Genomic DNA, 14331 nt, shown 5'->3' with positions numbered 1-14331 from the left:
TTTGACGCTCAATCGTCCTCCGTTACATGTTTTAAATATTGAGATGATGGAGGAAATATGCGATGCATTTAACGATCCGGGAAGAAAAGGATTTGCATGCACTCGTTATACGGGCAGAAGGAAAAGCTTTTTCGGTTGGTGCTTCGGTGGAAGACCATATGGGGGAAAAGGCAGAGCCGATGTTTCATGTTTTTCATAAAATGTTTCACTTGCTGGTTGAAATTCCCTGCCCGACGATTGCGGTTGTTGAAGGAGCTGCTTTGGGAGGGGGATGTGAATTGGCTACTTTTTGCGATATGGTGTATGCAACGGAAAAAGCAACATTTGGCCAGCCGGAAATTCATTTAGGGCTTTTCCCGCCAGTCTCCATTGTCGCATTTCCATGGATCATCGGATTGAACAGAACGATGGAGTTGCTTTTAACAGGTGAAACGATCAATGTTCAAAAGGCTTATGAATGGGGGTTCGTCAATCGTATCGTTCCTTCGGAACAACTGGAGGAAACGCTTCAGGAGCTGCTGAATCACTTGAAAAATAAGAGCGCCCTGGCGCTTTCGCTTACTCGAAAGGCTGTCAGGGAAGCGATGGCGGTCAACTTTGCGTCTGCCATTGGCAAGATCGAACAGATTTATTTCCGTGAATTAATTCCATCTAAAGATGCCCAGGAAGGCCTCCGATCTTTTGTTGAAAATAGGGAGCCGGTCTGGACGAATGCATAGGGGGCATGCAACTTGCAAATACGGGCAATAGAAGAGAAGATTTACCGGATTGCCGTGCCCATTCCTTTTCCGATGAAATACGTATATTGCTACCTTTTTCAGGAAGAAGACGGATGGAGCATCGTCGATACGGGGTTTAACTATCCAGAGGCCACCGAAGTGTGGAAAAAGGTGTTCTCCGAACTGTCCATAATACCTTCTTCCCTGCAAGCGATATATGTAACACATTATCACCCGGACCATTCGGGTTTGGCGGGGTGGATGCAGAAATGGTCGGGCGCACCGGTGTATATCAGTGTAAAAGACGGCGAGACATTTGATTTGGCTTTCAGTGATAAAAAAGTAATGGCCGCCCGGTTTGGTGAAATATGTAAAGAAAATGGAGTGCCTGAAGAGCTGATGTTTGATATTCAAGATCAGTTCGAAAAAATGGGAGAACATGTTCGGCCTTTCCCAGCGTTTACATTTTTTGAAAAGGATGAAATCATATTGGGAGGTGACCGATGGCAAGTGATTCATACACCTGGCCATAGTGACGGCATGTTCTGTTTTTACCAACAGGAAAAACAATTGCTTTTAGCAGCAGATCATGTATTGGCAAGGATCACGCCCAATATTGGTCTTTGGCCCTATGGAAGAGAAAATCCGCTTCAGGATTATTTGCAATCTTTAGAAGAAATCAGTTCCTTGGATGTCAGATGCGCCCTCCCTGGCCATGGGGATCTTATTTTAGATTTGCCTAAACGAATTAACGAGATTCATTTGCACCACGAGCAACGATTAAATGAAATGTACAACCTGGTGATAGGGGGAAAGACCGCTTTTGAAGTTGCCAGGGAAGTATTTAAAGAAAGACAATTGAACTCACATCAATGGAGATTTGCAATCGCAGAGACTCTGGCGCACTTGGAGTATCTTTATTTTTCCGGAAAAATAACAAAATCAAAATCCGCGGGAAGTTATACTACTGTATATACTGCGGACTCTTATATTGAAGCTGGGACATAAGCAAATACGAAATAGCAAAAGCCGAACAATTCATTTAAAATTGTTCGGTTTATTTGTGTAAAAAAATCCCTATCATCGCTATGTCAACATATTTCGCTTTTCTCTTCAGCTTCCTCGGAAAGCAAAGGTCGCTTTCCTGCGGGATTTTCAGCTCGAGCTATTCCCGCAGGAGTCTACCTATGTTGACTACGCTAAAAGCTTGCGCATTATACACTGGGACAATTGATCCCGCATGTAAAGTGCCGTAAGACTCCCACTTCAAAATCTTGAGTGAATACAAAAAGTCTAAGTGTGAGAAAACGGCATCTAAATGCCCGATTGGTTCAACTAACATTCAGTAGGGAGATGGAAGAAAACGCCTGCTGAATGAAGTTTCACTTTATTGTTCGTTTTTTAATCGACTGATTTAGTTGTGTCCCGGTCCCTTCTTGTATTCAAGGAAAATGCTTAGAAGTAGCTTAACCCCTGTTTTATTCTGAATTGAAACCTTTTTTTAAATGTTCTTGACATTCCTATGAATGTTTATTAATATTATGTTTAATAAACGACAGATAAATAAACGTAATAGGAAGGTGCAGGAAATGGAAAGTGCAGAGCTTTTAAAAGAGAAGGTTCGTAAGGGGTTTATGGTTGAAAGCTTGGAGGATATGAACGGGGAATATCTCCGAGCATTGAAGCAAACGCTCGTCATTGTTGGGGACACGGAATTATTGAGTGTTCCTCCACTGCTGACTGTATACAACCAGGCACCGACCCTCAATAACAAGATAACCGCTCTTGCCATCATGCAAGATGAAATCGGCCATGCACATATCGCTTTTCGCCTGCTGAAAGATTTGGGAGAAGATACAGACGAATTATTGTACAGCAGAGAACCCCACCGGTGGAAAAACCCGTATGCATTTGATTTTAAACTAGACAACTGGATTGAACTTGGCGTATTTAACGCGCTGTTCGACCGGGCCGGCTATACATTACTCGGTGATGCCGGCAAGCATACATCATACGGTCCATGGAAGCGGGCACTCGTAAAAGTTGATAAAGAAGAATTGTTCCACCTCCGAAATGGCGAAATCATTATGAAAACAGCAATGAAAGATCCAAAGCTACGGGAAGAAGTGCAAAAAGCAGTTGATTGGATGTTTTTGATGGCGCTTGAATTTTTTGGTGTGGAAGACAACTTGAAAAGCCGTTCCCATCAGCTCGAATATAAATTAAAGGGAAAAACGAATGACGAACTTCGCCAACAGTGGCTTTCAACGGCTGTTCCATTCTGCGAATCCATCGGCGTGAAAGTACCGGCTCATTATGATGAGGAACAAAACAAATATGTCCTTGATGTTCCTTTCCCATGCAAGTTCGACGTAAAAAACAAACAGTGGCTCTTTGACCAGCCGGATACATGGGAGAACGTCATTAAACGATTTAAAAGACGCGGGCCGCAAAACAAACAATTTGTTGAAAGAATACAGCGCGGTGCGAAAGAGATGGAAAGACTAAGAAAAGAGGTGGTATAAATGAAAACGGTTGCTGGGGGTGTTCAAAAATACTGGGATGCCTTGAAAGAAGTAAATGATCCGGAATTTCCAATCAGTGTTGTCGATATGGGATTAATTTACAACATTGAAAAAAACGGCGCTGCCCTCTATGTTACGATGACGTTCACCGCGGTTTCCTGTGCATGCATGGATTGGATAAAGGAAGACATTGAGAACCGTCTTCTCAAGGAGCCGGAAGTAAAAGAAGTCCATATCGAAGTCGTTTGGAGCCCGCCGTGGACTGTTGAGATGATGAGTCTGAAAGGCCGTGACAAGATGAGGTACTGGGGGGTCAGTTCAAAATGACTGAACAGTCAAGAAAGAAAGCTACCTTTGATATTTTCACAAGAATTAAGCGGGGGGACGACTTAATCCATATTGGAACAGTAGAGGCGGAAACGGCAGATTTGGCAAAAGTATATGCCGCCTATACCTACGATGAAGAGGATTGGACCGAGATGTGTGTCGTTGAAAGAAACCAGCTTCAATGGGTCAAAAAAGCGAAAGGATTATTTGCCAGGAAAGGGGCGTAAAGACGTGGGGGAACAGAAACAAAGTGCGGAGGAATTTATTCAGCTTCTTGAAGCGATCGCGGACAATAAATATGTGCTGGGTGATCGTTTGGTGGAAGTGGGGGTAAGTGGTCCGAACCTGGAGGCGACGCTGGCTGCCATTGCAATGGCACAAGGGGAGCTTGGCCACGCCCGTCTATTGTACAATTGGATATTTGACTTAAAAGGATTAAAAGGAAAAAAGCCCAGTATTGAGAATCAGACCGGCAAAGCATTTCATGAAGTCATTAAGGTTCAAAATTGGATCTCATTGATTGCGGCGCTTTATACGGTCAGCACGGCAGTGGATATCGTATTAAAAGCCATTTTGGAAACTGGGAATGAAAAAGTCATTTCCCGCATTCAAAAACTTGTCAATGAACAAAAAGAACACATTATTTATTCCAAGCAATGGGCACAGCAGCTTTTAAACGATGAAGGTCTGATTCCTGTCAAATTTAAGGATGCCATAAACATTGTACTGCCCGAGGTGAAACAGTGGCTGCAAAGTGTGGAGGAGAAAACGGAGATTGCCGCCAAAGGCTATATCGTAAAAAGCTCTTCACTGTACAAAAAATTTGAACAGGAGCTGAACAGCTTGCCTTTGCGAAGCCCTGTAGCTGTAAATTGACAAGCAAAAGAAATAAGCACCATTTTAAAAATGTAAAATATAGGAGGAACGAATATGAGTACACAAGTAGAAGCAAAGAAGAAGAATATCACGGTTGTCAAAGACAACGGAGTTGCGGAAATCCATATCCACGTGAACAAATCAAACTCTTACAGTCTTGCATTCTATCAGGAATTGAATGCGGCCATTGACGATATCCGTTTTGATCATGATATCAAGGTGGCCATCCTCATGAGTGATATGCCAAACTTTTTTTCGGCCGGGGCAGATATCCATTTTCTAAAATCTGCAGACCCGCACTTTAAAACACAATTTTGCCTGTTCTGTAACGAAACCTTGGACAAAATGGCGCGCTCTCCGCAAGTTTACATTGCCTGTCTGGAGGGGCATACCGTGGGCGGCGGCTTGGAAATGGCGCTCGGATGCGATCTGCGCTTTATGGGGGATCAGGCGGGAAAAATCGGTCTGCCGGAAGTGTCGCTGGGCGTATTGGCCGGAACGGGTGGTACGCAGCGCTTGGCCCGCCTTGTCGGTTATTCCCGGGCCCTTGACTTGAATATTACGGGGGATACACTAACACCCCAGGAAGCATTGGATATCGGACTTGTAAACCGCGTATTTCCGCAAGAAGAAGTCAGGGAGAGAACCTTGGAATATGCACGGAAAATTGTAGAAAGCGCCACCTACGCGGTTTCTAATATTAAGCTTTCCATTATGAATGGAAAGGAAATGCCATTAAACGCGGCCATCCGTTATGAAGGCGAACTGCAAAACTTATTGTTCCGCTCGGAAGATGCCCATGAAGGGTTAAAAGCCTTTTTAGATAAGAGGACGCCAGACTGGAAAGGAAAGTAAGTTTTTATATAAAGTCGTGACTGTTCAACAAGTTACCCAAGAGAATATTTCTCAATGTCCTTTTGGGTAACTTCTTTTATTGAGTATTGGCAACTAGATGTTCACATAATTCACTCGTATGAAAAATAAGTGATAGGGTGATGAGTGAAAATGGAACTAAATGGAATACGGCCGGTTTATAACGCGTGTAGTCGTTTGATTGATGTAAGTGTATTGTCCGGCTTTGAAAAGAAAACAGCCGTTTATTATGAGGACGGGAACATTACGTATAAAACACTCCAGACCCTCGTGAATCAGACCGCCAATATGTTAAAAGCATTAGGATTGGAAATGGAAGATCGGGTACTCATTATTTGCCATGATTCCCCGGAGTTTATCTATTCCTTTTTTGGAGCCGTCAGGATAGGGGCTGTTCCGGTCCCCGTCAATACGATGATGCAGGCTGGCGACTATGAGTATTATTTAAATAATAGCAGAGCCAAAGCTTTGATCGTGCATCATGATATTTGGAAAAAGATAAAGCATATAAGAAAACGCTTTATTTATGTAAGGGAGATTTTGATCATCAGTGACATCGCCACAGATATCCATGAAGGTGCCCTGAATTTTAATCTGCAAATATCGGAGCAACCAGTTGAATGCCAGCCTTCGTTGACGTGCTCTGATGATGCGGCTTTTTGGCTTTATACCTCTGGCACTACCGGTGATCCAAAAGGTGTCATCCATCTGCATCATGATATGGAAGTGTCCACTAGCCATTATGCAAAAAAAGTATTGAAAATGACGGAAGCCGACCGCTGTCTGTCAGCTTCCAAACTTTTCTTTGCCTATGGAATGGGCGGGGGGATGTTTTTTCCGTTGGGAATGAAGGCGTCAACCATTTTGGTCAAGGAAAAAACAACACCCAAAACAATGTTTCAAACCATTGAAAAATATAAACCGACTATCTTCTTCGGGGTGCCGACGCTGTTTGGCGCGATGATAGAGCATGTGGATCAGAGCGGAGAATGTCCTGATCTTTCCTCTTTGAGAATTTGCATATCGGCGGGCGAACCCCTCCCGTCATCGTTCAGTAAAAAATGGAACCATCTATTTGGAGTAGACATTTTGGACGGTATTGGTTCGACGGAAGCACTCCATATTTTTATCTCAAATCGTATCGATGATATGAAAGAAGGGAGTAGCGGAAAAATTGTACCCGGCTATGAAGCAAAGATCGTCAATGAACAAGGAGTGGAACTGCCGCCAAACGAAGTCGGCGACTTGATCATAAGCGGTGACAGTATTGCACAGGGCTACTGGAATTTGCATGAGCAAACCAAACATAAATTTATGGGAAAATGGTTTCATACCGGAGATAAATATTACACGGATAAAGAAGGTTATTATTGGTATTGTGGCCGTTCTGACGATATGTTAAAAGTCGGAGGAATCTGGGTGTCTCCGATAGAAATCGAAAACTGCCTTTTAGATCACAAGGCGGTGTTGGAAACGGCGGTCATAGGGGAAACGAATGATCAAAATCTCATCGTCCCCAAAGCATTTATTGTATTAAAAGAGAACTTCACTCCATCGGAACAATTGAAAAAAGATATTCAACAGTTTGTAAGAAAAAATCTGGCACGATATAAATACCCGCGTATTATTCAATTTATAGATGAATTGCCCAAGACGGCAACTGGTAAAATTCAGCGCTTTAAATTGAAAGAGCTCCTTCATTCATAACACTAATGGGAAGATATCGGTGGAGATTGCTGAAGGCGTAAAAAGGATGGTTTTATCGTTAAAATACAGAATAATGAAACAATATTTGGTGTGTCAATTATTGATGCAGATCCAGTTGGGATGTTTACAGTGATTGATGGCCATACTGCCGGCTGCTCATATGAGAAATTGAATGCAGTGGCGGCTTCGGGTGTCAGTGCATGTCATGAGGCTATAACGTCAAAGGAGGACTTCGACAGACTGCGGCTCGGACTGTGGACGACACTGCGGAATAGTTCCCTGCGGCCGGATCTAGAGGAAATCATCAAACTAATTACGGAAAGCAATGCGAATACAAATCGTTTATTAATGACGACCGATGGGCCTCACCCCTCCTTTATTGAAAAAGAGGGGTTTATGGATGGACTTGTCAAAAAGGCTGTCGAACTTGGAGTCTCTCCTATTCAGGCAATTCAGATGGCGACGTTAGACCCTGCTTCATACTTGCGGTTGGACGACTATATCGGCGGAATTGCGCCAGGCCGGCAGGCGGATATTTTAATACTTCCGAATCTTGTGGATTTTCGGCCAAATATCGTGATTTCCAAAGGGAAAGTGGTTGCCCGAGCCGGTAAATTGATAGCTCCTTTGCCGGAAATAGACTGGAATCAATATGTCGTGAGAACACCTTTTGGATTTAAAAAGAGTTTTCTGGAGGATTTGCATCTTTATCAGTATCCCCACAGCGATCCCGAAAGTCCGGTGCCTGTCGTTCACTTTAAAAGCAATGTCATCACTGCGAGAAAAGATATGCGGCTTCCTTCGGTAAATGGTTACATTGATCTAACGATTGAAAAAGGACTATTATATCCAGCCCTTATTGAGCGAAATCAGCAATGGGTCACGAAAGGGATTTTGGAGCGTTTTGCTGTGGATTTGGATGGTCTGGCTTCCACCTATAATACGACGACAGAATTGCTGGTGATCGGAAGAGATTTGAAAGCAATGGCAAAAGCAAGCGGCATCCAAGGTCTACGAAATGGGAGGAGGGATTGCCATCGCCAATAAAGATAAGATCGTACTCGCAATTCCTTTGTCGTTTACCGGGATGATGACGACCGGTCCATCTTTTGATACTGCCTTAAAACAGCATGATCGCCTTTAGGAGATGATGCGGGAAGGACGATTTCCATTTCACGATATTTTGTACACATTGCTGTTTTTGACATGTGATTTTCTGCCGGGGTTGCGCCTTATCCATATGGATTGTATGAAGTAAAGACGGATGAAATTCTGTTGCTGTCAACAGAACCGGCCCGTTTTTATGTGTAATAATCTTTTGCTGACTGCTTTGATTTCTAATAGTGGGGAGGTAAAACCATGAAATGGTATACGTTGGTTGATCAAGATACATGCATTGCTTGTGGAGCTTGCGCAGATGCTGCCCCAGATGTATTTGACTACGATAAAGAGGGGTTATCATTTGTCCTCTTGGATCATAATCAAGGCATCGCCGAAATTCCAGAGGAACTTATTGAAGATGTTGAAGATGCCTATGATGGCTGCCCGACCGATTCTATTAAACTTTCTAATGAACCTTTTAACTTCATTCAGAAAAATTCCACCACTTGTAAAAGTGCGGGATGAGGCAGCTGTCTTGCAAAATTCCAGCCGATGCTTCGTAGGAAAGGCAAGTGAGTGCCCGGACATAACCAGCGGCCCATTGAAAAAATGAAAGCTGTTCCTGCTAACGTTGCTTTCATCGTTTTTTCGTGTCACATTGCGCCCGCGCTGCGCTTTTTGTACAAGGCAATCACGTCAAAAAATCATAAATAAAACGGTAAAAAATTGTACTATATATGGAAGGAACTCGGGGTAGGATATTCGATTGATTCCTATTCTGCGATGTTGGGAGGAAATGAGCTGATGCAACATATAGTGGTTATCGGTGCGGGCGTTATGGGCCGGGGCATCGCTTATGTGGGAGCGGCAGGGGGATTCCGCGTAACGGTGGCGGATGTTAGCCTTTCTGCTTTAGAAAGCGCCGAAAATGAAATCAATGCCACTTTTGAAAAGGGAATTGCTCGTCATAAGATAACGGAACAATGGGCTTATGAATCCAAAAATCGCCTAAAATTTGCAAGCAGCCTGGAAGTAGCGGTTACCGAAGCGGATTTAATCATAGAAGCGGTTCCGGAAAAGGCCGACATAAAAAAACAAATATTTGAAATAATGGAAGCATATGCACCAAAACATTGCTATTTTGCCACCAATACATCCACGATGAGCCCAACCGAGATTGCATCGTATGCGATGCGGCCGGATAAAACCATTGCGATGCATTTTTTTAATCCAGTACATAAGATGCCGCTTGTGGAAATAATCCGTGGTCTGGAAACGAGTGACAAAACAACAGAGGTTATACAGGAAGTGGCACAAAAAATGGGAAAAGAAATGGTTATCATCAACGAGTTTCCGGGGTTTGTGACGAGCAGGATTTCGGCGCTTGTCGGGAAAGAGGCATTTTATATGCTTCAGGAAGGACTTGGTTCACTTGAGGAAATTGGTAAAGCGATCAAACACGGATTACATTATCCAATGGGTCCATTCGAACTGGCAGATCTCGTAGGCTTGGATACAAGGCTGAATAACCTTCGCTACCTCTATGATAAGCTTGGTGAGAAATATCGTCCGGCGCCCCTTTTAGAACAATATGCAAAAGCAGGGAGGCTTGGCAGAAAGACGGGCAAAGGTGTTTATGATTATACAGGGGATGGTATGGTGGAAAAAACATGAAATTAAGTAGTAATGGCTCATGCTGCCCGGACACCGATTGTGCGGTATAGAGTACCGGGAAAAGATTCGGTCAGGATTTTTGGGGAGCCATTGTCATCCAGCCTGCGGAAAGACATCCTAAACGATTTAACGAACATTTTCTTGCTGAACCCGAAGTGCCTGTACGAAACACTTTCTGAAAAATGCGACCAAGTCAAATTTGAGAACGCGAATCATAACAAAAATGTCGGACGAATGTTTAAGAAATAAAAAAGCGGGAATCAACATATATATGCAATGATGTAAATAGGAGTGAGGCAGGGGATTGCAGTGATTGTTGAAAACATATTATAATGATAAAAATTGACTATGCGCCTTGGGATGCAAGTTTCCCCAAGGATCTTTTTATTGCGTTTTGCCCTTCACAAAAAATATAAAGTTTCCTTTCAAACTTTAATGCGCTAAAAGAAAAAATATGTTACTATTAAGAACAAATAGTGAAAGCGTTTGCTTTTTTGTTCAGGAGTAGAAAGTACGCACTGTTTTATGGAGTTGTCATTATATAAAAATAAACAGTTTTCTCCCCAGGGAGGGATACATTTTGGAACAACGTTTTATGTGGAAAAACAAACATATACGTGAACAAGCCGCTATTATCGATGGTAAACAATCACCGACATTACTGTTAAAAAACGCTCGTTTTTTGCATTCGGTCCTCCGTCAATGGGTGAATGGGAATATTTGGATTCACCATAATCGCATCGTTTATGCGGGAGAAGCTCTGCCCAAAAAAACGAATGGGACAGAAATTGTTGATTGTTCAGGATTGACGCTTGTTCCAGGTTATATAGAGCCGCATTCACACCCCTATCTGCTCTATAATCCTCAATCGTTGTCGCGTTATGCTGCGCAAACAGGCACTACAACGTTAATCAACGACAACCTTTTTCTGTTTTTACATTTACAGAAAAAGAAAGCGTTTTCACTATTGGCGAAATTATGGGAATGTCCTGTTACGATGTATTGGTGGGCGCGCTATGATGCCCAAACTGTCCTAAATGGAGAAGAAATGATTTTTTCCAACAGAGATGTCAAAGAATGGATTGAACATGATAAGGTGATCCAAGGCGGGGAGTTGACAGGTTGGCCCCAGCTTTTGGATGGCGATGATTTAATGCTTTACTGGATACAAGAAACAAAGCGGATCGGCAAAAAAGTCGAAGGGCATTTTCCGGGCGCTTCCGACAGGACATTGGCGAAAATGATGCTTTTTGGAACGGATAGCGACCATGAGTCGATAACAGGGGAAGATATTTATAAGCGGCTGATGCATGGTTATACCGTTTCATTAAGGCATTCCTCTGTTCGTCCCGACTTGCCTGTTTTACTAAAGGAAATGAAGGAGCAGGGGATCGGCCAGTATGATTCCATGGTGCTTACCACCGATGGATCAACTCCGTCATTTTACAAACAAGGAATGTCGGATATGATGGTCCGCATAGCAATTGAAAGTGGTGTGCCTGCTATTGATGCCTACCATATGGCTTCCTATAATGTGGCAAAGCATTATAACCTGCAACATTTGCATGGAATGATTGCAACGGGAAGAGTGGCAAGTATCAACTTTTTGGAAAATGAACAACAACCCACCCCGATCTCTGTCTTGGCAAATGGCCAGTGGGTAAAAAAATCCGGTGAAGAAATGGTTGTAGATGAAGATATTTGCTGGAAAGATTACGGAATAGAGCCATTTTCATTCGACTGGCAATTAACGAAGGAAGATTTGGCGTACTCCATGCCTTTTGGTATTCAAATGGTCAGCAATGCAATCACAAAACCTTATTCCATTACACGAGATGTGTCTGACGAAATGCCTGCTGACAGCGACGAGTGCTTTTTCATGCTGCTTGACCGGCAGGGAAAGTGGAGAATCAACACATTGCTGAAAGGATTCGCCCGTCATGTAGGGGGATTCGTTTCTTCCTTTTCAACAACCGGCGATATTATCTTGATTGGCAAAAACAAACAAGATATGCTGCTGGCTTTTGATCGAATGAGAGGGATTCAAGGCGGGATCGTCCTAGTGGAAAATGGTGTCATCATTCATGAAATCCGCTTGCCTCTTCTCGGCATCATGTCAAACAAAGATCTTCCGGCGCTTATGGAAGAGGAAGCGGAGTTAATCAGATTGCTTGTAGAACGAGGCTATCCTTATTCAGATCCTGTTTATACGTTATTTTTTCTTTCTTCCACCCATCTCCCGTATATTCGCGTTACTCAGCGCGGAATGTATGATGTGAAGAATAAAACGGTACTTTTTCCGACGTTAATGCGTTAAAATAGTGTGGGAAACGAAAATTTACATCATTAGGGGATGGGACTTTGAAAATGAACAAATGGATCATCGTATGTTGTGCAGCTTTTATGATTGTTTCTGCATGCAGTAAAAAAGATGGCGATGAACGCAAGGAACAACCTAAAGTGGAGAAACAAAAAGCTGCGGAACAATTTCCTTTGACAGGAATGGAAGCAAAAAAAGATTCATCACAGCGTGCTATAGCTATAACTGTGAATAATCATCCGAAAGCAAGGCCGCAAAGTGGGCTTGCCGAGGCAGATATTGTTTATGAAGTGCTCACGGAAGGGGCGGTCACACGATTTTTGGCGATTTATCAAAGTGAAAAACCGGAAACCGTCGGTCCCGTTCGCAGCGCAAGGAAATATTTTATTGATCTGGCTAAAGGGTATGACAGTTTATATATTTCACATGGCTATAGCCCCGAAGCGAAGCGGATGCTTGAGAACGGAGTGATTGATCATATTAACGGGATGCGGCATGATGGAACCCTGTTTAAACGGGTAGGCTTTCGCAAGGCGCCCCATAATTCCTATATTACTTTTGACAAAATTGAAAAACAAGCAGCGGATAGCGACTTTGAAATGGATAAACCGCCGAAGCCGCTGGCATTTTTAAAGAAAGAAGAAGTTGAGTCATTGGATGGCGAAAGTGTTTCAAACATGACGATTTCTTACAGCAAGGACGCGGTTTTTGCTTCTGAATTTTCCTATGACGCGAATAAGGAAAAATATACGCGCTCAACAGGAGAAGTGGAGATGGTTGAATATGAAACAAACGAGCCGGTGCTGTTTGATAATGTTATAGTGGTTGAAGCTGCCCATCATGTTGCCGATGAACAAGGGCGAAAAGAAATTGCTCTCGAGTCGGGAGGCGAGGCCTATGTTCTCCAACATGGGATCAAAAAAGAAGCCGAATGGAGAAATGAGGATGGGCGAATTGTGCCATATGAGGATGGACGCCCTGTCAAACTTGTCCCGGGAAAAACATGGATTAGTATTGTGCCCGAGATGGCGATTGTCTCTTTCGGAGAAAAGTAATTGAAGGAGAATTTATGATGCAAATAGAGAAGTTACGTGGAAAAGCACTTGATCAACTTTTTAATGCCATCTTATCATTAAAGGATTTGGAAGAATGCTACCGTTTTTTCGATGATTTATGCACCATTAATGAAATCCAATCACTTTCCCAGCGCCTGGAAGTAGCAAGGATGCTGAGGGAAGGAAATACGTACCAAAAAATTGAAAAGGCGACAGGAGCCAGCACAGCTACTATTTCACGTGTCAAACGCTGCCTTAACTATGGGAATGACACGTATGAAATGGTGTTGAAACGTCTCTATGAAGAGGACCGCGACGAATAAAAAAGTCGCGGTTTTTGTTTATGTAAGGAATTTAATAGGAAATCCGAATGACATCTTATTTCACTTTTCATGAACATATTGTTTTATGCTCTCTTTCCAAAGGATATATCCTTCACCTGTTAAATGGATTCCATCGACCGTATATTTGTCAGGCAGCTGGTCGTTTTGGGAAAAAGCGGAATAGAGGTCAATATATTGCACACCGTTTTTTTCCGCTAATGCCTGCAAATCTTTGTTCATTGTTTTTATTGTATCGTTGCTTAGTATATTGCCATACTTTTTGTTATTGACTGGAAGCAAACTTTGTATAAAAATGTCTGTTTTGGGTGATCTGGATTGGATGCTTGTGATTATTTTGGCGTAATTATGAATGGTTGCCGAAACGCTTTTTCGACTCTTCAAGTCATTCACCCCAATGAGAATAAAGATTTTTTTGGGTTTCGCCTCTATAATGTGATCCAATCGTTTGAGCACTCCTGCTGTTGTATCCCGGCCGATCCCGCGATTGATGACAATTTCTTCTGGAAAGAGCTCACTCCACTCTGTTCGAAAGGTAAGGCTGTCTCCCAAGAACACGATAGAGTTGGGAGGAATGGTGAGTTCGTTAAATAAAGTGGTTCTTTCCAGGTAGTGAAATCCTGACCTTTTATTTGGCTTTTCTAAGCCTGCGTTCACTCCACCTATCCCATCAAACTTAATGAATATAAAACCGATTATGAATAGGAGTAAAATGTTCGCTCCGATGGAGATAAAAAGCGTGCGTTTCGTCCGTTGTTCTTTCATGATGCACCCCATCATATAGAAGTTTATGGTACAAGATTACCATATTTA

The 14331-nt window shown here is 42.8% G+C and carries 14 protein-coding genes and 1 pseudogene; 14 read left to right on the top strand and 1 reads right to left on the bottom strand.

Features of this window, described 5'->3' with window-relative positions; genetic code table 11:
• The first annotated feature begins 62 nt into the window (after nt 1-62).
• The 14 genes and pseudogenes from NST31_RS05385 to NST31_RS05320 all read left to right on the top strand — a co-directional run bounded on the left by NST31_RS05385 (nt 63) and on the right by NST31_RS05320 (nt 13500).
• Nucleotides 63-719 (top strand): enoyl-CoA hydratase/isomerase family protein, encoded by a 657-nt coding sequence (locus NST31_RS05385; protein WP_339164390.1) that lies wholly within the window; start codon nt 63-65, stop codon nt 717-719.
• Nucleotides 720-731: 12 nt separating this feature from the next.
• Nucleotides 732-1727, top strand: coding sequence for an MBL fold metallo-hydrolase (locus NST31_RS05380; protein WP_339164387.1), 996 nt, complete (start codon nt 732-734; stop codon nt 1725-1727).
• Between the two features lie 581 nt (nt 1728-2308).
• On the top strand, nt 2309-3244 hold the full coding sequence (locus NST31_RS05375) for a Phenylacetic acid catabolic protein (protein ID WP_339164384.1): 936 nt from the start codon (nt 2309-2311) through the stop codon (nt 3242-3244).
• Entirely contained in the window at nt 3245-3571 is a 327-nt protein-coding gene (locus tag NST31_RS05370; protein ID WP_339164382.1) for a metal-sulfur cluster assembly factor, read from the top strand.
• Complete coding sequence (locus NST31_RS05365; RefSeq protein WP_077110030.1) at nt 3568-3798, top strand: hypothetical protein; 231 nt, start codon at nt 3568-3570, stop codon at nt 3796-3798. Before NST31_RS05370 ends, NST31_RS05365 begins: the two co-directional genes overlap by 4 nt.
• Nucleotides 3799-3802: 4 nt before the next feature.
• The gene (locus NST31_RS05360; RefSeq protein ID WP_077110031.1) at nt 3803-4447 is read left to right on the top strand and encodes a Phenylacetic acid catabolic protein; all 645 of its coding nucleotides are present in this window, start codon (nt 3803-3805) and stop codon (nt 4445-4447) included.
• Nucleotides 4448-4501: 54 nt separating this feature from the next.
• Nucleotides 4502-5302: an enoyl-CoA hydratase/isomerase family protein gene (locus NST31_RS05355; protein ID WP_077110032.1), complete on the top strand. Its 801-nt coding sequence runs from the start codon at nt 4502-4504 to the stop codon at nt 5300-5302.
• A 150-nt stretch (nt 5303-5452) separates the two neighbouring features.
• Nucleotides 5453-7027, top strand: coding sequence for a benzoate-CoA ligase family protein (locus tag NST31_RS05350; protein ID WP_339164377.1), 1575 nt, complete (start codon nt 5453-5455; stop codon nt 7025-7027).
• 129 nt (nt 7028-7156) lie between these two features.
• Nucleotides 7157-8338, top strand: a pseudogene (locus NST31_RS05345) (adenine deaminase C-terminal domain-containing protein); the annotation flags it as partial.
• A 48-nt stretch (nt 8339-8386) separates the two neighbouring features.
• A complete protein-coding gene (locus tag NST31_RS05340; RefSeq protein ID WP_339164375.1) occupies nt 8387-8653 on the top strand; it encodes a ferredoxin in 267 nt (88 codons plus the stop codon).
• Nucleotides 8654-8929: 276 nt separating this feature from the next.
• Nucleotides 8930-9802, top strand: coding sequence for a 3-hydroxyacyl-CoA dehydrogenase (locus NST31_RS05335; protein ID WP_077110072.1), 873 nt, complete (start codon nt 8930-8932; stop codon nt 9800-9802).
• A gap of 577 nt (nt 9803-10379) precedes the next feature.
• Complete coding sequence (locus NST31_RS05330) at nt 10380-12119, top strand: adenine deaminase C-terminal domain-containing protein (RefSeq protein ID WP_339165481.1); 1740 nt, start codon at nt 10380-10382, stop codon at nt 12117-12119.
• A 50-nt stretch (nt 12120-12169) separates the two neighbouring features.
• Entirely contained in the window at nt 12170-13177 is a 1008-nt protein-coding gene (locus NST31_RS05325; RefSeq protein WP_339165480.1) for a DUF3048 domain-containing protein, read from the top strand.
• Between the two features lie 17 nt (nt 13178-13194).
• The gene (locus tag NST31_RS05320; RefSeq protein WP_077110037.1) at nt 13195-13500 is read left to right on the top strand and encodes a YerC/YecD family TrpR-related protein; all 306 of its coding nucleotides are present in this window, start codon (nt 13195-13197) and stop codon (nt 13498-13500) included.
• A gap of 60 nt (nt 13501-13560) precedes the next feature.
• On the opposite strand, the gene NST31_RS05315 is transcribed toward NST31_RS05320, so the two are convergent.
• A complete protein-coding gene (locus NST31_RS05315; RefSeq protein WP_339164373.1) occupies nt 13561-14283 on the bottom strand; it encodes a GDSL-type esterase/lipase family protein in 723 nt (240 codons plus the stop codon).
• Nucleotides 14284-14331 lie beyond the last annotated feature (48 nt).

This window comes from Siminovitchia sp. FSL W7-1587, from assembly GCF_037963795.1.
In the GTDB taxonomy this organism is placed as follows: domain Bacteria; phylum Bacillota; class Bacilli; order Bacillales; family Bacillaceae_C; genus Siminovitchia; species Siminovitchia thermophila.
This window is presented reverse-complemented; position numbering and strand designations above follow the sequence as displayed.